At 55.1% G+C, this 23834-nt stretch carries 24 protein-coding genes; 5 read left to right on the top strand and 19 right to left on the bottom strand.

Annotated elements, in window-relative coordinates; translation table 11 throughout:
- Position 1: 1 nt before the first annotated feature.
- The 6 genes from R8G34_21645 to glpD are packed head-to-tail and all read right to left on the bottom strand — an operon-like array spanning position 2 to position 5826.
- Entirely contained in the window at positions 2–283 is a 282-nt protein-coding gene (locus R8G34_21645; GenBank protein ID MDW3225460.1) for a hypothetical protein, read from the bottom strand.
- On the bottom strand, positions 283–1164 hold the full coding sequence (locus R8G34_21640; GenBank protein MDW3225459.1) for a carbohydrate ABC transporter permease: 882 nt from the start codon (positions 1162–1164) through the stop codon (positions 283–285). Before R8G34_21640 ends, R8G34_21645 begins: the two co-directional genes overlap by 1 nt.
- A complete protein-coding gene (locus R8G34_21635) occupies positions 1164–2036 on the bottom strand; it encodes a sugar ABC transporter permease (protein ID MDW3225458.1) in 873 nt (290 codons plus the stop codon). Before R8G34_21635 ends, R8G34_21640 begins: the two co-directional genes overlap by 1 nt.
- A complete protein-coding gene (locus tag R8G34_21630; GenBank protein MDW3225457.1) occupies positions 2036–3121 on the bottom strand; it encodes an ABC transporter ATP-binding protein in 1086 nt (361 codons plus the stop codon). Before R8G34_21630 ends, R8G34_21635 begins: the two co-directional genes overlap by 1 nt.
- Positions 3121–4209: an ABC transporter ATP-binding protein gene (locus R8G34_21625; GenBank protein ID MDW3225456.1), complete on the bottom strand. Its 1089-nt coding sequence runs from the start codon at positions 4207–4209 to the stop codon at positions 3121–3123. Before R8G34_21625 ends, R8G34_21630 begins: the two co-directional genes overlap by 1 nt.
- A gap of 12 nt (positions 4210–4221) precedes the next feature.
- Entirely contained in the window at positions 4222–5826 is a 1605-nt protein-coding gene (glpD, locus tag R8G34_21620; GenBank protein ID MDW3225455.1) for a glycerol-3-phosphate dehydrogenase, read from the bottom strand.
- A gap of 296 nt (positions 5827–6122) precedes the next feature.
- On the opposite strand from glpD, the gene R8G34_21615 reads away from it, so the two are divergent.
- The gene (locus tag R8G34_21615; protein MDW3225454.1) at positions 6123–6893 is read left to right on the top strand and encodes a DeoR/GlpR family DNA-binding transcription regulator; all 771 of its coding nucleotides are present in this window, start codon (positions 6123–6125) and stop codon (positions 6891–6893) included.
- On the opposite strand, the gene R8G34_21610 is transcribed toward R8G34_21615, so the two are convergent.
- Genes R8G34_21610 through R8G34_21570 form a run of 9 tightly spaced genes read right to left on the bottom strand, consistent with a single transcriptional unit; the run spans position 6890 to position 15150 of the window.
- Positions 6890–7660 (bottom strand): creatininase family protein, encoded by a 771-nt coding sequence (locus R8G34_21610; GenBank protein ID MDW3225453.1) that lies wholly within the window; start codon positions 7658–7660, stop codon positions 6890–6892. The two genes, R8G34_21615 and R8G34_21610, sit on opposite strands and share 4 nt — an antisense overlap.
- A complete protein-coding gene (locus R8G34_21605; GenBank protein ID MDW3225452.1) occupies positions 7660–8580 on the bottom strand; it encodes a 2-oxoglutarate and iron-dependent oxygenase domain-containing protein in 921 nt (306 codons plus the stop codon). Before R8G34_21605 ends, R8G34_21610 begins: the two co-directional genes overlap by 1 nt.
- Positions 8577–9206, bottom strand: a complete 630-nt coding sequence (locus R8G34_21600; protein ID MDW3225451.1) for an NAD(P)H-dependent oxidoreductase — start codon at positions 9204–9206, stop codon at positions 8577–8579. The genes R8G34_21605 and R8G34_21600 overlap by 4 nt, the downstream gene beginning before the upstream one ends.
- Positions 9207–9788, bottom strand: a complete 582-nt coding sequence (locus tag R8G34_21595) for an NAD(P)H-dependent oxidoreductase (GenBank protein MDW3225450.1) — start codon at positions 9786–9788, stop codon at positions 9207–9209.
- 3 nt (positions 9789–9791) lie between these two features.
- Positions 9792–11192: an FAD-binding oxidoreductase gene (locus tag R8G34_21590; GenBank protein MDW3225449.1), complete on the bottom strand. Its 1401-nt coding sequence runs from the start codon at positions 11190–11192 to the stop codon at positions 9792–9794.
- Complete coding sequence (locus R8G34_21585; protein ID MDW3225448.1) at positions 11189–12451, bottom strand: cytosine deaminase; 1263 nt, start codon at positions 12449–12451, stop codon at positions 11189–11191. Before R8G34_21585 ends, R8G34_21590 begins: the two co-directional genes overlap by 4 nt.
- Positions 12451–13308 (bottom strand): ABC transporter permease, encoded by an 858-nt coding sequence (locus R8G34_21580; GenBank protein MDW3225447.1) that lies wholly within the window; start codon positions 13306–13308, stop codon positions 12451–12453. The genes R8G34_21585 and R8G34_21580 overlap by 1 nt, the downstream gene beginning before the upstream one ends.
- The gene (locus tag R8G34_21575; protein ID MDW3225446.1) at positions 13305–14090 is read right to left on the bottom strand and encodes an ABC transporter ATP-binding protein; all 786 of its coding nucleotides are present in this window, start codon (positions 14088–14090) and stop codon (positions 13305–13307) included. The genes R8G34_21580 and R8G34_21575 overlap by 4 nt, the downstream gene beginning before the upstream one ends.
- Positions 14091–14148: 58 nt before the next feature.
- Entirely contained in the window at positions 14149–15150 is a 1002-nt protein-coding gene (locus R8G34_21570) for an ABC transporter substrate-binding protein (protein MDW3225445.1), read from the bottom strand.
- A gap of 541 nt (positions 15151–15691) precedes the next feature.
- Between R8G34_21570 and R8G34_21565 the strand changes: the two genes are divergently transcribed.
- A complete protein-coding gene (locus tag R8G34_21565; protein ID MDW3225444.1) occupies positions 15692–15934 on the top strand; it encodes a hypothetical protein in 243 nt (80 codons plus the stop codon).
- A 291-nt stretch (positions 15935–16225) separates the two neighbouring features.
- On the opposite strand, the gene R8G34_21560 is transcribed toward R8G34_21565, so the two are convergent.
- The 4 genes from R8G34_21560 to R8G34_21545 all read right to left on the bottom strand — a co-directional run bounded on the left by R8G34_21560 (position 16226) and on the right by R8G34_21545 (position 20635).
- Positions 16226–17203 (bottom strand): ornithine cyclodeaminase family protein, encoded by a 978-nt coding sequence (locus R8G34_21560; protein MDW3225443.1) that lies wholly within the window; start codon positions 17201–17203, stop codon positions 16226–16228.
- An 81-nt stretch (positions 17204–17284) separates the two neighbouring features.
- Entirely contained in the window at positions 17285–18448 is a 1164-nt protein-coding gene (locus R8G34_21555) for a DSD1 family PLP-dependent enzyme (protein ID MDW3225442.1), read from the bottom strand.
- A 12-nt stretch (positions 18449–18460) separates the two neighbouring features.
- On the bottom strand, positions 18461–19432 hold the full coding sequence (locus R8G34_21550; GenBank protein ID MDW3225441.1) for a pyridoxal-phosphate dependent enzyme: 972 nt from the start codon (positions 19430–19432) through the stop codon (positions 18461–18463).
- A 12-nt stretch (positions 19433–19444) separates the two neighbouring features.
- The gene (locus tag R8G34_21545) at positions 19445–20635 is read right to left on the bottom strand and encodes an aminotransferase class V-fold PLP-dependent enzyme (GenBank protein ID MDW3225440.1); all 1191 of its coding nucleotides are present in this window, start codon (positions 20633–20635) and stop codon (positions 19445–19447) included.
- 199 nt (positions 20636–20834) lie between these two features.
- Here R8G34_21545 and R8G34_21540 point away from each other — a divergent pair, with 199 nt between their 5' ends.
- The 3 genes from R8G34_21540 (at position 20835) to R8G34_21530 (ending at position 23834) form a co-directional block, all read left to right on the top strand.
- Positions 20835–21710, top strand: coding sequence for an IclR family transcriptional regulator (locus R8G34_21540; GenBank protein MDW3225439.1), 876 nt, complete (start codon positions 20835–20837; stop codon positions 21708–21710).
- A gap of 326 nt (positions 21711–22036) precedes the next feature.
- Positions 22037–23131 (top strand): TRAP transporter substrate-binding protein, encoded by a 1095-nt coding sequence (locus R8G34_21535; protein MDW3225438.1) that lies wholly within the window; start codon positions 22037–22039, stop codon positions 23129–23131.
- 112 nt (positions 23132–23243) lie between these two features.
- A complete protein-coding gene (locus tag R8G34_21530) occupies positions 23244–23834 on the top strand; it encodes a TRAP transporter small permease subunit (protein ID MDW3225437.1) in 591 nt (196 codons plus the stop codon).

Genomic DNA, 23834 nt, shown 5'->3' with positions numbered 1-23834 from the left:
ATTAAAATTCCTCAACTCTTGCGGTGTACCAAGGGTTTTCGCCAAGGCTCAAAGTCAAAGATTTGCCATATTTACCTTGGACTTCTAGAAGGGGGCGGTAGTTTTTGCAGTTTTTTCGAAGAGAACTCTCGATGACTTCTTCAGCGGTAAGATCCGTGCTAGCTAACCGCTGCAATACTGCTTCCGCCTGCTTGTCAGACAGGCATCCGGCCTTAGTCTTAAATTGCCATATTTCTTTGAGGCTTTCGTGTTTTCGGAACACCCAATACTTCACGTTGGACATCACACCCTCCCGAGGGCAAAGCCCTTAGCAATGTAGTTACGGACAAAATAGATCACCAAAGCCCCCGGCACGATTGTCAGCACACCTGCTGCGGCTAACACACCCCAGTCGATACCGGCGGCCCCTTGGGTCCGGGTCATGATCGCGGCGATGGGTTTGGCATCCACCGTGGTCAGCGTGCGGCTCAAAAGCAGTTCCACCCATGAGAACATGAAGCAGAAGAAGGCCGCCACACCGATCCCCGACGCGATCAGTGGCGTGAAGATGCGGATAAAGAAACGTGGGAAGGAGTAGCCGTCCAGATAGGCCGTCTCGTCGATCTCTTTGGGGACACCGCGCATGAAACCCTCGAGGATCCAGACCGCCAGCGGCACGTTGAACAGGCAATGCGCCAAAGCCACGGCGATATGCGTGTCAAACAGCCCAACAGACGAATAAAGCTGAAAGAACGGTAGCGCAAAAACCGCAGGCGGCGCCATTCGGTTGGTCAGCAACCAAAAGAACAGATGTTTGTCGCCCATGAAGGAATAACGCGAGAACGCGTAGGCTGCGGGCAGCGCCACGGCGAGGCTGATCACGGTGTTCATCACCACATAGATCAGCGAGTTGATATAGCCGATGTACCAGCTCTCATCCGTCAAGATTTTGATATAATTCGCCAGCGTCAGATCGCGCGGCCAGAGCGAGAACGAGCCCAAAATCTCGGTATTCGTTTTCAGGCTCATGTTCAGCAGCCAGTAGATCGGCAGCAACAAGAACAGCAGGTAGAGCCCCATAACAACGGCGGAACCGTTGATCTTTGGCCCCTTGCGACGGGCGGTTTTCACATCACTCGCGGCCATCTGTCCGGTGGCTGCCGACTGTAGGGTTGTATCGGTCATTATACACCGTCCCGTTTATCAAGGTTCGTCATGACGGTGTAAAACACCCATGAAATCAACAGGATCACAAGGAAATACATGATCGAGAACGCAGCAGCTGGTCCAAGGTCGAACTGCCCCAGCGCCATTTTCACCAGATCAATCGACAGGAAGGTCGTTGCATTGCCCGGCCCGCCTCCCGTAACCACAAAGGGTTCGGTATAGATCATGAAACTGTCCATGAAGCGCAGCAGAATCGCGATCATCAAGACTCCCGCCATCTTGGGCAGTTCGATGTAGCGGAACACGGCCCAGCGGCTGGCCTGATCGATTTTGGCAGCCTGATAGTAAGCGTCAGGGATGGATTGCAAGCCTGCATAGGCCAAAAGCGCGACCAGCGAGGTCCAATGCCAGACATCCATCACGATGACCGTGACCCATGCTGCAAATATGTCCTGCGTATAGTTGTAGGAAATCCCCATTTTATCAAGGGTGTAACCCAGAAGACCAATATCCACACGGCCAAAGATCTGCCAGATGGTGCCCACAACGTTCCACGGGATCAGCAATGGCAGGGACATCATCACCAGACAAAAGGACGCCCAGAACCCGGATTTGGGCATGTTGAGGGCCACAAAAATCCCCAGCGGAATTTCAATGGCCAGAATGATACCCGAGAACATCAATTGCCGCCAAAGCGCGTCCCACATGCGTTCTTCGGCGAGCATCTCTTCGAACCATTCAAGTCCGGCCCAGAAAAACTGGTTGTTTCCAAAGGTGTCCTGCACAGAATAATTCACCACCGTCATCAGTGGGATCACGGCGGAAAACGCTACGAGCACCAACACTGGCAACACCAGAAACCATGCTTTTTGATTGACTGTCTTGTTCATCAGGCGGCCTCCCCTTCTGGTGCGATCCGCCAGTCATCAGCGTAGACATTGATGCCTTCGGGATCGAATGTGATGTTCTGCGCCCCATCCGAGATCGTATCGCCCTCTCCCATGATGGCGCTGATCTCGCGCCCCTCTACATCAAGACGGATGATCTTGTGGCGCCCCACATCCTCAACGCGTTTCACCCGCGCAGGAACGCCACCCGTGTTACCAGTCAGCTTGACAAACTCAGGCCGCACACCAACTTGCAGTTTGCCTTTGGCTGGCGCATATCCCGCCCCCAAAGGCACAGACACGCCCGCGATCTGGGCGGCGGCACCCTCTATTTCCGCCTCAAACAGGTTCATACCCGGTGAGCCGATGAAATACCCCACAAAGGTATGCGCGGGACGTTCAAACAATTCCTGCGGTGTGCCGATCTGTACGACGCGACCGTCATACATCACCACGACCTTATCGGCGAAAGTCAGCGCCTCGGTCTGGTCGTGCGTGACGTAAATCATTGTGTGACCAAATTCATGGTGCAGGGATTTCAGCTGCGTGCGCAACTCCCATTTCATATGCGGATCAATCACGGTGAGCGGTTCATCAAAAAGCAAGGCATTCACATCCTCTCGCACCATCCCACGCCCGAGAGAGATTTTTTGCTTGGCATCTGCCGTCAACCCGCGCGCCTTGCGGTTCAGTTCCTCTTCCATGCCAATCATCTTGGCGATCTGGTTCACCCGCTGTGCGATATATGATGTATCGGCGCCGCGATTGCGCAGAGGAAAGGCCAGATTATCATGCACGCTCATCGTGTCGTAGACGACCGGAAACTGAAACACTTGCGCAATGTTGCGCTCGGCCGTGGGCGCATGGGTCACATCACGATCATTGAACAGGATGCGCCCCTGACTGGGGTGCAACAGGCCCGAAATAATGTTGAGCAAGGTGGATTTACCACACCCCGACGCCCCGAGCAGAGCATAAGCCTCGCCGTCCACCCAATCATGGTTTAACTCCTTGAGGGCGAAATCATCCTCGGATGTCGGTTTGGGCAGATAAGAATGAGCCAGGTTATCAAGCGAGATCTTTGCCATTATGCGGCCTTTGCATAGGGGGCGGCGGCGAGCAGATTGCCGTCCTCCCCAAAAATGTAAACATGTGCGGGGTCCAGAAAAACTTCCAAATCCTGACCGGGTGTCAAACTCTGCACGCCGTGTACGAGGCCGACCCAACGCTCGCCATGGTGCTCAAGGTGCACAAAGGTTTCAGAGCCGGTAATTTCTGTCACAGTCAGTTTTGTGTTGAAAGACATCGCCCCTGCTGCATGTGGCGAGAGTTCCAAATGGTTAGGCCGGAACCCAGCCATATATGTGCCATCCGGCAGGTTTTCTGATCCCGAAGGGGCGGCCATAGCCTGGGCGTCGCCAAATGAAAGCGCGCCATTCTTTTTCGCAATCTTCAGGAAATTCATTGGCGGATCGGAAAAAACGCGGGCCGTGGTTGCGTTCACCGGCTTGCGATACACCGACGGCGTCGGGCCGAACTGCGTGACGTTACCCTGCCAAAGCGCCGCCGTGTTCCCGCCCAGCAAGAGCGCCTCTTCGGGCTCGGTTGTCGCGTAGACAAAGATCGAGCCGGATTCTTCAAAGATCTTGGGGATTTCTGCGCGCAACTCTTCGCGCAGTTTGTAATCGAGGTTCGCCAACGGTTCATCCAGCAACACAAGACCTGCGTTTTTGACAAGCGCGCGCGCCAGCGCGCACCGTTGTTGTTGTCCGCCCGATAGTTCCAGCGGTTTGCGGTCCAACATTGGCGTCAACTTCATCAGGTCCGCCGTGTCACGCACGCGTTTGTCAATTTCAGAGCGCGACTGGCCCAAAAGCCGCATCGGAGAGGCGATGTTGTCATAAACGGTCATGGAAGGGTAATTGATGAATTGCTGGTATACCATCGCGACCTTGCGGTCCTGAACACGCATGCCGGTCACGTCTTCACCCTGCCAGATCACCCGCCCCGTCGCCGGAACGTCAAGCCCGGCCATCAGCCGCATCAGCGACGTTTTGCCCGACAAGGTTGGCCCCAAAAGCACGTTCATCGTGCCTTTTTGAAGCTCTATGTCTGTTGGGTAAATATGGGTTTCCCCACCAACAGTTTTAGACACCCCTTCCAATATCAAGGTCATGTCCGTCCCCCATTATTCCGCCGCTTTGGTCGTCCGTCCTTCAGGATCGGATCGCATGAACGCATCCAAAACAGCTATTTCTTCTTTTGTCAGCCTAAGCCCCAGTTTGTTGCGCCGCCAGACGATATCTTCAGCGGTACGGGCGTATTCGTTTTCTTGCAACCAGCGCACTTCCCGCGCACTCAGCGTTGCGCCAAAGCCTTGACCCAGATCGGCCTCCTCTTCGGCATCCGCCAGAATATCCCACGCCTCGGTGCCATAAGCGCGCACAAGACGCTTGCCCCAGAAGGCGGTCAGAAATGGAAAATCCTCACGCAACCGGGTCACCAACATGTCAAAACCATCGACCGCAAAATCGCCGCCCGGCAAGGCAACCCCTGCCGTCCAATGATCTGACGTGCCCGGGAAAAATGGGACGATCTTATCCATCGCATCCTCAGCCAGCTTGCGATAGGTAGTAATCTTGCCGCCAAATACATTGAGGATTGGTGCGCCACCGGTATCATCGACCTTGAGCGTATAATCACGCGTGGCGGCCGTGGCACTGCTCGCCCCGTCATCATAAAGCGGGCGCACGCCAGAATAGGTCCAGACCACGTCCTCGGCACTAATATCGTTTTTCAGGTATTGGTTGATGAAATTGATCAGATAGTCCTGCTCTTCGGCAGTACATTCTGGCTTGACGCCGGGATCGCTGTGTTCGGCATCTGTGGTGCCAATCAGCGTGAAATCCGTTTCATAAGGAATGGCGAAAATGATGCGCCCATCGGTTCCTTGGAAAAAATAGCATTTGTCGTGATCATAAAGCCGCTTTGTCACGATATGGCTGCCACGCACCAGACGCACACCTTCGGTGGAGTTAATCCGCACCTTCTGTTGAATAATGTCGCCGACCCAAGGGCCACCGGCGTTGACCAGCATGCGTGCTTTGAGTGTTTTGGTCTCGCCGCTTTCGACATCCTCCAGCGTGACGTCCCAATGATCCTCAATGCGGGCGGCGCTGACAACCTTGGTGCGCACCATGATGTTGGCGCCGCGCGCCTCGGCGTCACGTGCGTTTAAGACGACAAGCCGGGAATCTTCGATCCAGCAGTCAGAATATTCAAAGGCTTTCTCAAAACGGTCCTCGATGGGCGCGCCTTCGGCACTTCCCCTCAACGTCAGCGTTTTGGTGGCGGGCAGGATTTTCCGACCGCCTAGGTTATCATATAGCATGAGCCCAAAACGAATGAGCCATGCGGGGCGCCGCCCCTTCATCCACGGCATGACGACGTTCAGGATGCGCGATGTCGGCGTTGCCCCCTCAAAACGCATGTCTTTTTGGTAAGGCAGCACAAAGCGCATCGGCCAGCTGATATGGGGCATCGCCTTGAGCAAGACCTCACGCTCCGCCAAGGCATGGCGCACCAGATTGATCTCAAAATACTCAAGATACCGAAGACCGCCATGAAACAGTTTTGTCGAGGCAGAGGACGTTGCAGATGCAAGATCATTCATCTCGGCCAGCGCGACGCTCATCCCACGCCCGGCTGCATCGCGCGCAATACCACATCCATTGATCCCGCCACCAATCACGAAGAGGTCGTAGGTCTGTGATGATGTGTTCGGTTGCGCCACGAGATCTCCCCAGTTTTCGTGCCATCGACGACGCAATGGGTAGCGCAGTGCATTTGCGTAATCAAGCGTTTATTTTCGTTTATGTTCGCTTTCAATTTTCGTGACGTCGCAATTCTCAACCGGCCGCCTTCGAGCTGTCCTCAGAACGAATTGGAATCCTTGGACTTTGTCTTAGTCTTTTCGATCCTGATCCGACAAATAGTTAGCTCGCAAAAGTTCAGCGTGATCGGTCCACCCATACAAATATGTTGGAATTTCAGCTTTTTTAAAGTTATCTCGCAAAGAGGAGAATAATTATGTCGCAAACATTCCGCCATCCGGACATCCTAAAAATTGCCCAACGCGAAGGCAAAGTTACGGTGGATGCGCTTGCTGAGCATTTTGGTGTCACGCTGCAAACCATTCGCCGGGATCTCACAGAACTGGCGGAAGCGAACAAACTCGAACGTGTGCATGGTGGCGCGATTCTTCCCTCGGGCACAACCAATATTGAATACGAAGAACGGCGGAACCTGAACCAGTCTTCCAAACTGGCAATGGCTCGGGCCTGCGCGCATCACATTCCTGAAGGTTGCTCGATCTTCATGAACATCGGCACCAGTACCGAAGCCGTTGCGCGCGAGTTGCTGGACCACCGTGATCTCATGGTCGTGACGAACAATATGAACATCGCCAATATTCTGGTCGATAACCCGGATTGTCAAATCATCGTCACGGGGGGCGCTTTGCGTCGGTCTGATAGCGGTTTGGTCGGCAAAATCACCATCGACACGATACAACAGTTCAAGTTTGACATCGCCGTCATAGGGTGTTCGGCCTTGGATCGGGACGGTGATCTGCTTGATTTCGACATTCAGGAAGTCGGGGTCAGTCAATCCATCATTGCGCAGTCGCGAAAATGCTTTCTGGTCGCGGACCATTCAAAATTCAACCGAGCTGCCCCTGCGAGAATCGCGTCCATGAGCGCATTATCCATGGTTGTGACCGACAGGGCTTTGCCACGCGCTTTAAGCGATCAATGCAAAGAATGGGGCACGCAGGTGATTGTCGCCAAACAGGCGATCTAGGTCCCCGGCAAGGCCATTTCGTCCATTTTGCGCAGCAGATCTACAAACCCTGCGACCTGATGCGCCGCTGTCGCTGCGCCTTTCTCGGCGCTTGCCAGATGCGCTTCTCCTACCGTGCCGTCGGGGTTCAAATCGCTGGCGATCCACCCATAAGACACGGGTCCTATCGGTGAGATCGCACTGGTTTCCGCCGAGGACCTGAAATCTTTGGCCTTGCTCATATCCACGGCTTTCGGGCGGAAATGCAGCATGAGCGACGTTTCAACATCACCGCCATGGATGCCGAAATTATCTTCCTGCGCGGAATACAAGCCTTCAGGCGCGCCAAAAGATCCCCATTGGCATTTCACGGCCAGCATATCCGCTTGCACGCGCAGTTCGCGCGATAAAATGGATACCAGATCCAGATTGCCCCCATGCGAATTCACGATTGCGATCTTTCGAATGCCCGCGCGCGCCACCGACAGGCCAATTTCGGTCCACACCGCCAGAGCCGTGGCTGCGGTCAGCGTCAATGTCCCCGCAGCCCACAGGTGTTCGTTGGATTTGCCCACCGCTTGTATAGGTAAAACCCGCAGATCCATGTCCGCAGGGGCTTGGCGGCGCAGCTCTTCCAGCATCCCCAGTCCGATCAACGTGTCCGTCCCAAGCGGCAAATGCGGTCCATGCTGCTCAATTGCCGCCGTGGGCAAGATCGCGATGGTTTTCATTGGATCAATGGATTGGAAATCCGGCGCTCTGAAGTCTGCCCAGTCCTTCATCCCCATTATGATACTTCCTTTGTTGCGTAAGTAGCATCCAGTCGGGATTGCAAGTAATCGGCGGCGCGCACGGGCTGATATTTCGCCGCTCCCGTGCCGGGCAACGCGGCGACGACCGTATCCGGGTTCGCTTCAACGAAAAACGCAACGGAGCGGCGTTGTCGTTTCGGGGGCAGAACCCGATGCGGCGTGGAAGCATAGATGTCGTTCGTCCAACGCATCAAGCAATCGCCGATGTTGACCACATAGGCGCCGTCGACGTGGGGGACATCTGTCCAATCCCCACCGCGTGGTTTGACCTGCAAACCAGGTTCACCATCCGTCATCAGCAAGGTAATCGCGCCATAATCCGTATGCGCGCCCGCGCCAATCTCGTTCGCAGCGCCGGATGCCGCCGGATAGTGTAACAGCCGCAGCGCCGCCAGTGGGTCCTTGAAAGAAGGCGTAAAATGGTCCGATGCAAGACCCAGGTCAGCGGCGAAAGCGCGGTGAATGGCAATACCAAGCTTTAGTGCCGCGTCATAATAAGCCAGCATAGTATCGCGAAAACCCGTCACATCCGGCCAGACATTCACGCCTCGAAATGGTTCACCCCGCAGCACACGTGGATCGTCCGGTGCGAGATCAAAGCCAATGTTGAAGCTTTCCTTGCGATCCACTGCGACAGAGGTTTCATCGAGAGATTCATCCCCTTCTGCTGCCCACCCCCGAAAATGCGACGTGTTCAGAATCGAGAGTTTTTTCTTCTCTGCCTCGGGCAGGTCGAAAAACGCACCTGCCATCTGAAACACCTCGGCACGCAGGCGTTGAGGAACAGTATGGTTTTGCAATAAAAAGAACCCCGGCCCTCGGACGGCAGCGCCAAGTGTTGCCAAAAACTCTTCCCTGTCGGTTTCAAATTGTTGCCAGTCCAGCACCGGTATCATGCATTGGCCTCCTTGTGGTCCGGACGCACCGATCGCACGAATTTCTCCATTTTCTGCCCGACACGCGCCAAATGCGCCCGCCGCGAGGCATCCGTTGAACTGTCCATCAGGTAATGCGCAGCAAACACTGTCTTGCAACGCCTGGCACACATCGCCCTGATCCCCCTCAGAATGATACGTTTGCCCGGCGATCCGATCAACTGCGTCAGCCCCCAACTGGCCCCGCAAGTGGTGAAGACCCCCAGACGGGTGATATGTGTCAGGCCCGGCCTGATATTGTCATTTTCCCCATCAGGCATCAAAAATGCGACATTGGGCAATAAAATACGGTCCATCCATCCTTTGAGCATTGCGGGCATCCCGTACCACCATGTGGGATAGATAAAGATCAGGGTATCGCACCACAAAACGTCATCTGTGGCTTGTACAACCGGGGTGCGGTTGTGAGCAGTATTTTCGTACAGATCGAATTCCTCCGCAGTCATCACCGGGGTGAAACCTGACTTGTACAAATCGTGAATGCGAATTTCCGCGCCAACATCTGAAAGCTTTGACACAACCTCATCGCGCACGGCCGCCGTATAACTGGTGTCTTTCGGATGACAATAAATCACAAGGGCGCGCATTCAAAACGCCTCCATTTCCGCGCCCACACGCGACAAGAATTGCCCACGCTGGTCTTGCGTGACCCGGTTCATATCGTAAAGCGCCATGTAACGCATCTTGTCTGGCCGACACACATGCCAGACCGCCCGCGTGACGGACTTGCGCGGTGGATCGCCCGCCATGAAAGCACGCAGTCGCGTGCCGCCATAGGTCGTGACGGCGGCGAGTTTTCGTATATTTCGCAAGTTGGGAACCACCTTACCGTCCTCGAGCTTGAAGGAAACACCGGGCAGGAAAACCCGGTCCAGAAACCCTTTGAGAATGGCAGGATACCCGAAGTTCCACACCGGAAATACCATCACCAGCGCATCTGCGGCCTGCAATCGCTCTACATAGTCAGCAACCGGTCCCGTGTTTGAAGTTTCCTCATGATACCCGCGCCGTTCCTGCGCGGTCAGAACTGGCGAGAAGCCTTCCGCATTCAGATCACAGTCATCAACCTCCCAGCCGCTTGCATGTAAACGCTCCGTCACACAGCCGTGCAAGGCGGCCGAGAAACTCTCCGCGCAAGGATGTGCAAAAAGGACCAGCGCACGTGCCATTCCTCACTCCGCCGCGCGGATTTTCGGATAGGAATACATCTGATCAAACGCCCAGTCCGGATCATCCCATGCGATCATTTTGCCCGGGTTGAGCAGACCCTTGGGATCCGCCTCGCGTTTGAAGGCCAATTGCCGGTCATCGACAGTTTGCCGCCCACCCTCCTCCAGCGTATAGCGGTGCGGATTAAAGACCATGGCACCTGCGTCCTCGTGGATTTTGACGATCTCATCCAGGCGCTCTTCGGTTGTGAATTTCACCAGACTGAGGCCCGCGTACATAACCTTACCGTTCTCCCTGAGAATTTCGAGGTGCTGTAAAACCTCCGGGCTCAGGGCATCGCGCATCTGCTCGATCAGATCGAGGTGATGCGGAAAGCCGTAGCGCACCTGCAAGTACGTAATCGACGGATCAACCTTTAGCGCGCGCAGCGTCGTGTGGTTCCAACCGTATTCAAACACCATGCCCGGGCCGCGTTCCCAATCGGACGCGTCACTGCGGTAAATCAGACGCGCGCCGGATCGGCGGCCCAGAAAGGTTTCAAACCCGTCCATGGAATGCGGCGCGACCATCAGCCCAATGAGGTTGGTGTCGCTGTCCACATGAGGGGCGACGCGCTGAAAGTAATCCTTGGCAATGGGGGCCTCAAATACGGTCGCCAGCTTGATCAGAATGCCATCTTCATTGGCCAGTTCCTCGGCAAAGCGCGCGGCCTCCATGAAATCATCCGTGGCCACGAACATCTCGACCCACTCATAGGCCGGGGCCAGCGGCATTTCGATTTCGGTGATGATGCCGTTGGTACCATAGGCATGGCTGACCCGGGCCAGTTCTTCGCCCTGGAATTCCAGCACGCGCGGCTCTTCTTCCATGGTCACCACACGCAGGCGGATGATGTTGCCAAGATCGCGCAAGGACCCCCAGGTGCAGGAACCAACGCCACCCGATCCCCCGGCGATGAACCCGCCAATGGTCGCCGTGGCCCAGGTGGAGGAAAACATTCGGATTTCCTGACCGGAGTGTTCCTTACACGCCGCATCAAGGTCCTTGAGTAAGCACCCCGGCTCCACAATGACCCGTCCGGGATGGATTTCGCGCACCGCCGCCATGTGACGCAGATGCATGACGCAGCCCCCCGCCAAAGGCATGGCCTGTCCGTAGTTGCCGGTGCCTGCTCCCCGCGTCGTAACGGGGACGTTATGGGCATAGCATGTCTTCAGGATCTCGATGACCTCGGCCTCATTGCGCGGGCTGACCACAAAATCCGCGACGACATCGTCAAGACGCGCCTTCAGAACCGGCGAATACCAAAAGAAGTCTCGGCTCTTGGATTTGATCGCAGCGGCGTTTTGTTCAATGTCGAGATGTGACAGGGCGGCTTTTGCAGCGGCAATGTTCGCGGTCATGATGTCCTCATCAAATGGTCAAGTTCGGCGTAATCTGGCAGGGTCCGATCAATTTGAACTCCGCCGCGCATCACAATGCGGTCCGCTTGCGGACGCGCGAAAAGTTCGGTCCAGTTGCGTGCACGGCAAATCACCAAATCGGCTGGCGCAGCCGGCATCAGGCTGGGGGCCTTGAAACCGCAGGCCTTGGCGGGGTTGTCCAAAAACGCACGGATCCAATCTTTCCCTGAATGATCCAGATGGCCAATACGGGTGGCCTCGCGCATGACTTCAATCATATCCAGATCTCCGTAGGCGTAGAACGGATCGCGCGTATTGTCAGAGGCGAAGGAGACATTGATCCCGCGCGATTTCATCTCATGCACCAGGGTAATACCGCGTCTGCGCGGCGTGCCTGCCTGACGATCTTGAAGGTAAAGGTTGCACATGGGCGGCGAAACCACATTCAGACCGGCGCGCGCCACAAGGTCCATCGTATCATTGGCGCGGGAAGTATCCTGTGAGGACAGCGAGCACAAATGGCCTACCGTAACGGGCGCATCGAACCCCATGTCCAGCACGGTCTGCGCCACGACACGCAGGGTTTCAGAACTGGGATCCAGCGTTTCATCCACGTGGAAATCTGCCGCCAGACCACGCGCGGCCGCAAGTTCGAAAAACGCTTGGATGCGGTCTTTGATGTCCGGCACCGGATAGGCAACCATACCCAGCACGCCCCCCGCTTCCGCCACCAGATCCGCAGTATGTGCAAAAGCGCCATCACGAGAGACCTGATCGCACCCCACAAGGCAGGCAGCCTGAAGGTCAATCCGACCACGCCACTCTTCACGTAGCTCTCTGAATAGCGGCCACGAAATGTCATCCTGTGGCGGGATGCTATCAAGATGCGTTCGAATGGCGCGGGTGCCATGCGCGTAAGCGCACCGCAGCGCAAATTCCATCCGAGTGCGCACATCTCCCGCATGCCAATGGGCTTTTCTGTCGGCGCCAACAGTCGCCAGTGCGCCGGCAAAACTGCCGTCGGGATTGGCAGCGCGAGGCCAGATGTGACCCTTGTCCAGATGCGTGTGCATGTCGATAAAGGCGGGAAAGACCATCGCCCCCTTCATATCGACCACCTGCCCCGGTTTGTCCGTAATCTTGCCGTTCTCAAGGTGCAGGTCCAGCCGCGTCAGATCGCCCTGACCGCCCAGAAGGCAATCAGGAACAGTCAGATTTTGCAGGGTCAATGGACCTTTCGGAAACTCGATAAAATCCATCAATGATCCCGTTTCAACGCGCTTTCGTGCCATTTTCGCAAGAGCATGTGGCTTAGGAAACTGAGCCCTGCAAAAATCACCACGCCCGTGACCGCAATCAGGATCAGGGCGGCGAACATACGCGGGATGTTCAAGCGATAGCCCGCTTCCAATATGCGGAACGCAAGGCCGGATTTAAGCCCACCCGTGCCCGCCACATATTCGGCAACGACCGCCCCGATCAAGGACAGGCCACCGGCGATCCGCAACCCCCCCAGGAAATAGGGCAGCGCGGAGGGCAATTGCAAAAACCGCAGTGTCTGCCAACGCGACGCGCCGTAGATGCGGAACAAATCGCGCAGGTTATGATCAGCTGAATTCAACCCAAGTGTTGTGTTGCTGAGCACCGGAAAGAAAGCCACCAACCACGCACAGAGCAGCAAGCCAGCAATTCGGCTGTCAACATAGATGAAAATCAGCGGCGCAATGGCAACGATCGGCGTAACCTGCAAAATGACCGCATAAGGATAGAAACTCATTTCCACCAAACGCGACTGGGTGAAAAGCACAGCCAGACCCACACCGCCAATCACCGCCACGGCCAGTGCCATCAAGGTGATCTGCAACGTTACGAGCAGTGCCTCAAACAGCAGCGCCCAATCCTTGATCAATGTGTCGAACACCAGCCCCGGACCAGGAAGGATATAATGCGGTATTTCATTCCAAACGACGGTGCGATCCCAGGCCACCAGCATCAAGAGCAAGACCAACACGGGCAAGATCCACTTACCGAATTTTTCCAGCTGCTTGCGCCTCAGCCGTGCTGTTTCATCCGCATCAACGGTCAGTGGCGTTCCGGAAGGATCAGCAATGCTCATGCCGCCTCCCCCATCGCCTGATGCAGCGCTTCTGTTGCGCGGCGCGTGTAGCCAGCATACTCGGAGGACGTACGAAAATCCTCATCGCGCGGATATGGCGCATCAACTTCGAGTTCCGAAATCACCCGTCCTGGTCGCGCGGCCATCACCACGATCCGGTCCGACAGGAAGACAGATTCGAAAACCGAATGCGTCACGAAGACAACTGTGCATCCAATCGCCGCCTTGAGCCTCAGCAGATCGTTGTTCAGCTTGAATCGGGTGATTTCATCCAGTGCGGCAAAAGGTTCATCCATCAGGATCAACCGGGGCCGTGTGACCATGGCACGCGCGATGGACACACGCATTTTCATGCCACCCGACAATTCACGCGGATAACTGTTCTGAAATTTTTCCAGCCCCACCAGTTTAAGCGCTTCAAGCACGTCAGCCTTTACCGCGCTATAGGGTTTGCCGCGCAACCGAAACGGCAGCCAAACATTTTGCGCCACCGTAGCCCAGGGCATCAGGGTGGGCTCCTGGAAGACCACACCAAGATCACCTGTGTCATGCCCACCGGACCAGTTGATGCGCCCCGCCGTAGGGTGAATAAGATCCGAAATCAGGCGCAATGCCGTAGATTTTCCGCAACCGGACGGGCCCAGAAGCGAGATGAAATCTCCCTCGCGCACCTGAAGCGTCATGCCCTTCAACGCCACGACAGTTCCATTAAACGTCTTGTCCACCTGCTCCAAACGCAGCAATTCAGACCGCTGGTGCCGCGGCTTCACCGGTTCTGTCATGTCACTCCCGCCCGAGGATCACGCAGGCCGCGCGGCCTGCGGTCTTCCTTGTATTCAACTAGGGTTTTATCTCTTTGCCAACAGATTTATTGGTGAAATCGAGCGTGTAGGCCGCCTTCCAATCAAGGCCGTCCTCAAGGACGCCGGACGCAACCATTTTGTTATAGAAATCGCCGATGACCTCATCCGTCATGGAGCCAATTCCGGTTTCCAGAGCGCTCCCGCTATCGACAATGCCCTGTTCCAGCATCATTTTCTTGGCGAACTCCAACTTGTCCTGCGACATGTCAGGGTTTGCCGCCAGAATGAGTTCATCCGCTGCAGAACTGTCGCCGTAAAGGTAGTTATACCACCCGGTCAGCGACCCATCGACGAAACACTCCACTTTTTCGGGGGACTGTTCGATTGTCCCGGCCATCGTCTCAATCGTCGTGGCATAAGAGGAATATCCGGCGTCCGCGATCAGAAAGACATTGGGTTCGAACCCGGCTTCTTTCAGCACGGCGTAGGGTTCGGAGCTCAGATAGCCTTGCATGCCTTTCTGTTTGTCAGCAATGAAGGGTGCGGGATTGAATGTGTAGGGCAGACGTTGTGCTTCGGTAAAACCATGCTCCGCGATCATCCACTGATAATAGGACGTGAAACCGTTATCCCCGATCAAAAGGGTCAGATCCTTGAGATCTTCCCAGCTTTCAGCTTCGCCGGGATGAGCCAGAATGACCTGAGGATGTTTTTGGAAAATTGCGGCGACAGAGACAACGGGGATGCCCTCTTTGACGGCGTTGAACGCCTGCAACATGTCACCACCCATGTGGAAATCGATTTTTCCCGCCAGCATCAGCGCCCGGTTGTTCACCTGCGGTCCACCCGAGATGATTTCCACGTCCAACCCACATGCTGCATACGTACCATCTGCAACGGATTGGTAAAACCCGCCATGTTCAGCCTGCGCCAACCAGTTCGTTCCAAAAACAGTTGGTGTCAAATGGCCGTCCGCCAAACTGGCGGATGCGCTCAAACTCATTGCGAATGTGACATAGGGCAACTTGGACCAGATCATGGCAACCTCCGATTTTTACCTTTGGGTAGATCGTCTGGAGCGGGGTCAGAGAAGGAAACCCCGTGACGTACGAAAAGCGTAGCGAGCGCCATTTACGCTGATTTTTTGTGCAAAATCTACGGTTTTGTATTTTTTTTGAGCACTCCGGAGTCTGGATGCCCGAGGCGTAAGAATTCGCACAGTATTCTGGAAAAAACTCTGGATGCTTTGGTTTCGGGTGCTGTGTTACAACGGTCATCCCGGAACATTCCGTGTTCGTGCAGATCAGACCCTTGGCAATGTCGTGAAAACCAGCGGAACCTATTGTTCCATCACAGGTCCGCCTGGCCCGGTTGTGCGCACCATCCAGCAAGCGGTTTGGTTGCGGTGCAGACCATTTGTTCCCATGATCGAGAACAAATCAGATCCCCAATTTTCGGGCCACGCAGGTTTCATGATTTATCTTGGCCCGTCTTTGATGAGACATAAAAGACGCTGCCGCAGGTCAATCATGGAGATTTTGAACCCGATGGCATCAAGGGCCGAACGTCACCATTGAGGAATGACCGAAAGCGTTTTCTACACTTATTCGGGGCCACAACCAAATGAAAAAGTAATGATTGCCAGCTGTCCTGCGCCATTGCCCATTGCTCTGAACACGATACAAATGATCCGTGCCGGCACGCAGCAGCTCCTTGGAAATCGCAAGGACGCAAGATGGAAAAATCACGGAAATTCAGCGTGTTTCAAATTGCGCCGCATAGAACCGCAGTTAATATGGGCGACCACGCGGCGCACTATTTGAAAACCAGGCCTTCAGGGTTTCGTCTCTGGTCTCCGTCCCTTTGGCTTTGCCAAGGATGACCATTAGGGTTGGAAGGACTGGACATCACCCAATCCCACGCTTGCCAGAAAGCGCACGGCAGTCTGAGTGCCTCACGTTTCCCACCAAAAACAAGTCTTGGACCAAGCCGGACAGATGTTTGGCGCCCCAAATCAAACCACTTGCCAAGTCTTCGACAGGTTCTGATGACCTCTCTGATAAAACGTCAACCTCACATCGCCCGGAAATGAATTACAAGCAGGCAATACACGCTCAAAGCGCGACGCGTGTCGCCTTACCTTGCTTTTCCGCCTGCTCTGCCGCGACCGAGGCCACGGCCAGATCCTGCAATCCAACACCGGTCCCGTCAAACAGCGTGATTTCGTCAGCGTCGCTGCGCCCGGGATGATCCCCATTGATGACGGCTCCAATCGGTGTGATGTCTCCCTTGGCAATCAAATCAGAAGCAATGGCATGCTGCGCCTCGCCGATGCTGATGGATTGGGCGATTTCATCGGTAAACACTGTGGCACTGGCCAGAATCGCCGGATCGACCTCCTGTTTGCCCTTCGTATCTGTTCCCATGCAGGCGATATGCGTGCCGGGCTTGATCCAATCCTTCATCATCAACGGCTCAAAGGCAGAGGTGATCGTGATGATGACATCGGCCTGCGCCCCAAGCTCTTCCTGCGCGACCGCCTCGAATTCCAACCCCAGTTCTTCCGCCACGGCGCCCAGTCGCGGCAGCATATCCGGGTGCGGGTTCCACGCCACAACCTTGGTGAAATCGCGCTGCTCTGCGGCGGCGCGCAACTGGAATGTAGATTGATGCCCGGCACCGACCATGCCCAGCACTTTGGCATCCTTGCGTGCCAGATGTGCGATGGACACCGAGGAGGATGCAGCCGTGCGCACGGCCGTCAGGTAATTGCCCCCGACCAGCGCCTGCAACATGCCGGTATCTGGATCAAACAGGAAGATCGTGGACTGGTGGTTGGTCAGGCCTTTATCCATGTTGCCCGGCCAATAACCGCCCGATTTGACGCCCAGCGTCTTGCCAGCTTTGTCGAACCCGGATTTGAACCCATACAGCGCGTCCGCGTACCCAATCGCCTCGCGGATCACCGGGAAATTGTAAGCATCTCCCTTGGCCATGGCACCGAAAACGGCCTCAACCGCATCAAAGGCGTCCTTGCTATTCACCACCTGCGCACAGACGTCTTCGCCTACGATCAACAATCCTTCGGACATTTGGGATTTCCTGTCTTTTGTCTTTCAAAATGAACGCGCCCGGAAAGGCCGGACGCGTGATTTTTTTAGTCTTAAGGCAGATTAGTAAGCTTTGCCGCGTGCCGACACGGGCCAGAGCGTTTCAACCTTGCCATTTCGCACACCAACGTACCAATCATGTACATTGCAGGTTGGATCACAGTGACCGGGCACCAGTTTCAACTTATCATTGACCTTCAGCACGCCGTCCGGATCAGCAACCACGCCATGCTCATCCGAGCATTTCACGTATTCCACATCCGTGCGCCCAAAGATTACTGGCAAACCTGAGTCCACAGATTGGGCCTTGAGGCCAGCATCAACAATTGCCTTATCGGCCTTTGCGTGGCTCATCACCGAAGTCAGGATGAACAATGCATTTTCCCACTCGCCTTGATCAATGCGATTGCCGTTTTCATCCAGAATTCGGCCATAATCAGCATCCATGAAAGCGTAGGATCCGCATTGCAACTCATTGAAAACACCTGAGCCGCTTTCAAAATAATACGACCCTGTGCCGCCACCGCCAACGATGTCACACTCCAGGCCTTCGCCTTTCAACGCATCCACCGCGTCGCGCACCATGTCGATGGCGATCTGGGTTTTGCCCTTGCGGTCCTCATAGCTGTCCATATGCTGCATCGCGCCCTGATAAGCTTGCAGACCCGCGAACTTCAAACCCTTTGCTGCCTCAATCGCCTTGGCAATTTCGACAACTTCCGGCGTGGTGGTTACGCCGCAACGGCCTGCACCACAGTCGATTTCCACCAGACACTCAATTTGCGTGCCATGGCGTGTCGCCGCTTCAGAAAGGTCTGCTACATTTGCCAAATCATCAACACAGCAGATCGTGCGCGCGCCAAGCTTAGGCATCCGCGCCAAACGGTCAATCTTTTCGGGTTGGCGCACCTGATTGGAGACCAAAACGTCCTTGATCCCACCGCGGGCAAAGACTTCGGCTTCAGACACCTTCTGGCAGCACACACCACAGCTTCCGCCCAGCTTTTCCTGCAACAGCGCCACATCAACGGATTTGTGCATTTTGCCGTGAACGCGGTGACGCATTCCTTTGGATTTGGCGAAATCGCCCATTTTCTTGATGTTGCGCTCCAGAGCGTCCAGATCCAGCACCAGAGACGGTGTTTGAATTTGCGCCTCATCCATGCCGATTGCGGCGGGGATGTCATAGCCGACTTCGTATTCTTCAAAGTTCACTTGCTTGTTCATGTCGCGTCCTCCTTAGCCCAATGTCCAGGGCAGTTTATCCAAATCCACATTGCCGCCCGTGATGACCACGCCCACGCGCTTGCCCCGGAATACCTCCGGGTTGCGCAGAATCGCAGCCATTGGCACAGCACAGCTCGGCTCCATCACGATCTTCATCCGTTCCCATGTCAGTTTCATCGCGTCGATGATTTCCTGCTCGGAAGCGGTCAGCACATCTGTCACGAAGTGTGACACAAAGTGCCATGTGTTCTCTTTGAGCGGCACTTTCAATCCATCAGCGATCGTATTGGGTGCATCATCCGCAATAATATGTCCGGCCCGGAACGATCGTGCCGCATCATCCGCCTGATCCGGTTCTGCTGCATAGATTTCCATTTTTGGCGCGAGGTTGGAGAGAGTCAGGCAGGTGCCTGAAATCATGCCGCCTCCACCAATCGGCGCAATCACCGCATCCATGTTGTCGATCTGGCTCAGCATTTCCAGTGAACAGGTCGCCTGCCCTGCGATCACACGCGGGTCGTTGTAGGGATGCACAAACTCGGCACCGGTGGCCGCCTGAACTTCGGCGAAAATCGCCTCCCGACTGGTGGTAGAGGGCTCACATTCGGTGATGATCCCGCCGTATCCCCGCACGGCTGCTTTCTTAGCCTCCGGTGCCGTGCGCGGCATGACCACATGGCACGGAATACCGCGACGCCCTGCTGCATAACTCAGAGACAAAGCGTGATTGCCCGAAGAATGCGTCGCGACCCCCTTTTCCGCCATCGCATCTGTCAGTCCAAAGACCGCGTTAGAGGCGCCGCGCACCTTAAAGGCGCCGGCTTTCTGAAAATTCTCACATTTGAAGAACAATTCGGCCCCGGTCAGCGCGTTAAAATACGACGAGGTCAGGATCGGCGTCTCGTGAATGTAGGGCTTGATCCGCTCATGTGCCGCTCGCACATGGTCAATTGTCAGATCAGACCCGGTCATGATGTCCAGCATATTCCGTTCTCCTTACGCAGCGGTCTGGATCAGAGCAGCACGGTGTTTACGCAGATATTCCTGCGCAGCGGCAACGCCACTGCCCAATTCGATGGGATAATCAAGATCCGCCATCGCCATTTCAATCGTTGCCAGCCCAGACAGCACCATGACATCCGTCAGACTGCCCAAATGGCCAATTCGGAATGCTTTGCCATTCATTTCGCCAAGGCCGATGCCAAATGACACGCCGTAAGCGTTGAAAGCTTGATCCGTTAACGCATTGCTGTCAAATCCCTTGGGCACGTATATGGCGCTCACAGTATCCGAGTACAACTCAGGACTTTTGGCGACTAGCTCCAGACCCCAGGCATCCACCGCACGACGCACACCTTCGGCGAGACGGTAGTGTCGTGCATAGACGTTCTCCAGCCCCTCTTCGAACAGCATCTTCAAGCTCTCGCGCATCCCGTAAATCAGCTGCAACGGCGGCGTGTAAGGAAATCCACCAGAGGCGTTAGCGGTCATCATGTCGCGAAAATCAAAAAAGGTGCGCGGCAATGTCGCTGTTTCCATCGCGGCGAGCGCTTTGGGGCTGACTCCAAGGATGGCCATGCCGGTTGCCAGCATGAACCCTTTTTGAGATCCAGACACCGCAACATCTACGCCCCATTCATCCATCCGAAAATCCATCGACGCCAGAGAACTGACGCAATCCACGAACATCATCGCCGGGTGGTCGGCCGCGTCCATCGCACTGCGCACGGCTGCGATATCGGATTTGACACCGGTGGCTGTTTCGTTGTGCGTGACGAGCACGGCTTTGATGTCATGACCTTTGTCCGCACTCAGAGCGGCTTCAAACTTGTCAGCGGGCGCGCCGGACCCCCAAGCACACTCAATGATCTGCACATTGAGCCCGTGACGCTGACACAAGTCGATCCAGCGATGGCTGAACATCCCGTAACGCGCTACGAGCACTGTGTCGCCTGCGCTTAGAGTGTTGCAGATGGCGGCTTCCCAGCCACCTGTTCCGCTAGCCGGAAATGTAATCACTTTGCCGTCGCGCGTTCCGAAAACCTTCTTGGTATCCTCAAGCACGGGCGCGAAAGTTTCAATGAAGTCAGGTGCGCGATGGTCCCGCGTCTGCACATGCATGGCAACGCGCAAGCGATCAGGTATATTGGTCGGCCCGGGGATAAAAATCGGGTTTTGATCAGACATGACGAGTTCCTCCTAGGTTTCATGGCAACTTAGCGAATGGCCTGACAAAATCAACTTTCTCGAAAATGTTTTTCATTTATGCAACTTAATATTCAATACATTGTTTTTATTGCTTTTTCATTTTTTCATAAATCATTTTATTCGAGTAATTGAAATTATTTTTCAATTGTGTGATAAATAGTGAAGTTGATTCTCATGGATGGGTAAAGTGCAGAAAAGGCAACGTGGAAGACCCAAGTCGCAGTTTCGCGAAAGCTCTGCAGGAACTCTGCAGTCGCTTGACCGTGCGCTCAGCATTTTGAAGGGTGTCTCACGTGCTGACCGCGCGACCTTGACGGATCTTTCGCTCTCACTTGGCGTACCAACGGCTACGACGCATAGAATTCTGACGACTCTGCAAAAGCACGATTTCGTCGCCTTCGATGAAGAACGCCAGGATTGGGTGATCGGGATTGAAGCCTATAGAACTGGTATTTCCTTCATGAACCGTACGGGGTTGAGCGCAGTCAGTCGGCCCGTTATGCGCCATCTGATGGAAAAAACCGGCGAAACGGCAAATTTGGCAATCCCGGATGGCGCCGAGGTCGTTTTCGTCGGACAGGTAGAGACCCAAAACCCGATACGCGCTTTCTTCGCACGCGGCACCCGAACGTCCATGCACGCCTCTGGCACCGGAAAAGCGATCTTGTCTGCAATGCCGCCGGATCGTGTGCGAAAACTGCTGATGGGGACAGGGCTGACCAGCTTTACCGAAAACACGCTGGTCACGCCGGACGCCCTGTTTGCCGATTTGGAAAAAACAGACGCACGGGGCTGGTCTTTCGACAAGGAAGAACGCCACGTGGGCATGTCTTGCATTGGCGCCATAATTTATGACGAGTATGCCGATCCGGTCGCAGGTGTGTCCATTTCAGGACCCAGCACGCGCTTTGACGATCTGCGTGTCCCCACGCTTGGGGCTACGGTTGCGGAGGCAGCGCGCGACATCACAACGTTGATTGGCGGACGCGCACCAACACATATTCAACATCAGCAAGCGGACGGTGCAAACGCAATGCTGAGCAACACACAATGACACAAGCCGCCAAATCAATAACTCCAGGAAGGAGAAAAGGGAGAGACGGCAAGAATCACTATGATATCGATGGAAATCAAGCTTCTTTCACTCGCAGGTTGAACTAAAGGGTTGTTTTACCGCTAAATTTCCCTTGCCAGCCGGGTGGCATAGGCTATCTTCGCAAATGATAATTTGGGAGGGGCTCCGCTCAACGGTTTCAGGAGGATACGGTTGAGAATGGCCATATTCTTTGGCGAGTTTGATTTCCAAATTTTTCGCAGACAGCGTGCTTCGCGCACGCAACACACAAAAGGGCACATCATGCCCGTTCCTTGGGAGGATATATGACAGATAATCTTAACCGCAGAAAATTCCTGCGTGGCTCTGCCGTAGCAGGCGCTGCAGCACTCGCCACACCCGCTCTCGCCGACGGACATGGCGTCACATTGAAAATGCAAGCTGCATGGGGTGGCGGTATTTTCCTTGAAAACGCTCAATCTTTTGCGGCCCGCGTGAATGAAATGTCCGGCGGATCGCTGACAATCGAAGTGCTGTCGGTAGACGCCGTTGTCAAAACCAGCCAGATGCAGGATGCGGTACATCGCGGCGTTCTGGATGCAGCGCACTACGTACCCGCCTACTGGTACGGCAAATCAAAAGCCGCGTCGCTCTTTGGCACAGGTCCTTGCTTTGGCTGGTCGAGCCAGGAAGTGCTGGGCTGGGTTTACGCAGGCGGCGGGCAAGAGCTCTTTGACGAGTTGATGGCCGAATTGCGTTTGAACGTTGTGTCTTTCTTCAATTCACCAATGCCTGCACAGCCTTTGGGGTGGTTCAAAGAAGAAATCAAAGACGCCTCACAAATGAGTGGTCTGAAATACCGGACCGTTGGCCTGGCTGCTGACGTTCTGCTTGAAATGGGCATGTCGGTTGTTCAACTTCCGGGCGGTGAGATCCAGCCTGCAATGAAGTCAGGCCTGATTGACGCGGCAGAGTTCAACAACCCGACGTCTGACCGTGACTTTGGTATGCAGGACGTGTCCAAGCATTACCACTTGGCGTCGTTCCACCAGAGCCAGGAGTTCTTTGAGGTCACAATCAACAAAGACAAATACAATGCGCTCAGCGATGATCACAAAGCGATCATCAAAAATGCGTCCATGGCCGAAAACTCCGGCTTCTACTGGGGCAACACCAAGCGTTATTCCGATGACCTGCTGAAATTGCAGGAAACGGACGGCGTGAACGTGTACCGCACACCGGATTCGGTGATGGCCGCACAGCTTGAAGCCTGGGACAAGGTTGCCGACCGCATCGCCGGAGACGATCCGTTCTTTGCCAAGGTGATGGAGTCACAGAAAGCTTATGCCAAGGACGTGATGAACTATCTCAACCTGAACCAGCCTGACTACAAGCTGGCCTACAACCACTACTTCGGTTGATTTAACACGTGACGGACTGAGTTCGGGCGCTCTCGACGAGCGCCCGGACTCCACTGCGTTGACCGGGTTTCGACAAGAAAACCCGCGCAGCCATGACAGGGAAATCAATACCATGAAATTCGTTCACGCCATCGAAGGACTGAGCCTTTGGGTCGGTCGTGCCTTCGGCTGGTGCATTCTGATCCTGACGCTTTCGGTGTCTTATGAGGTCTTTGTGCGCTACGTCCTGAATGCGCCTACCGTCTGGGCTTTTGACATGATGATCCAGATGTACGGCGCACTGTTTCTGATGTGTGGTGCATACGCTCTTGCCCAGGACACCCATGTGCGCGCTGACGTCGTGTACCGCCTCTTCCCGGTCAAGGTGCAGGCGGGTCTCGATTTCGTCCTCTATTTCCTGTTTTTCTTCCCTGGCATCACCGCGTTGGCTTGGTTTGGTTATGAAATCGCCTCTGACAGCTGGCGCTGGAAAGAGGTCAGCTTCAACAGCCCGGCCAGCATTCAGGTCTATTTTTTCAAATCGCTGATACCGGTGGCCGGCGTTTTGCTGATGGTACAAGGTGCCGCTGAACTCGTGCGTTGTGTGATGGCGATGCGCAGCGGCGAATGGCCCGAACGGTTGGCGGATGTGAAGGAGACAGAAGACCTGCTCTCAGAGGCAGATCTGGCCGAAATCCAAGCGATACACCCAAGCAAGAAATAG

It is taken from the genome of Paracoccaceae bacterium (genome assembly GCA_033344815.1).
Classification (GTDB): Bacteria; Pseudomonadota; Alphaproteobacteria; order Rhodobacterales; family Rhodobacteraceae; genus Roseobacter.
This window is presented reverse-complemented; position numbering and strand designations above follow the sequence as displayed.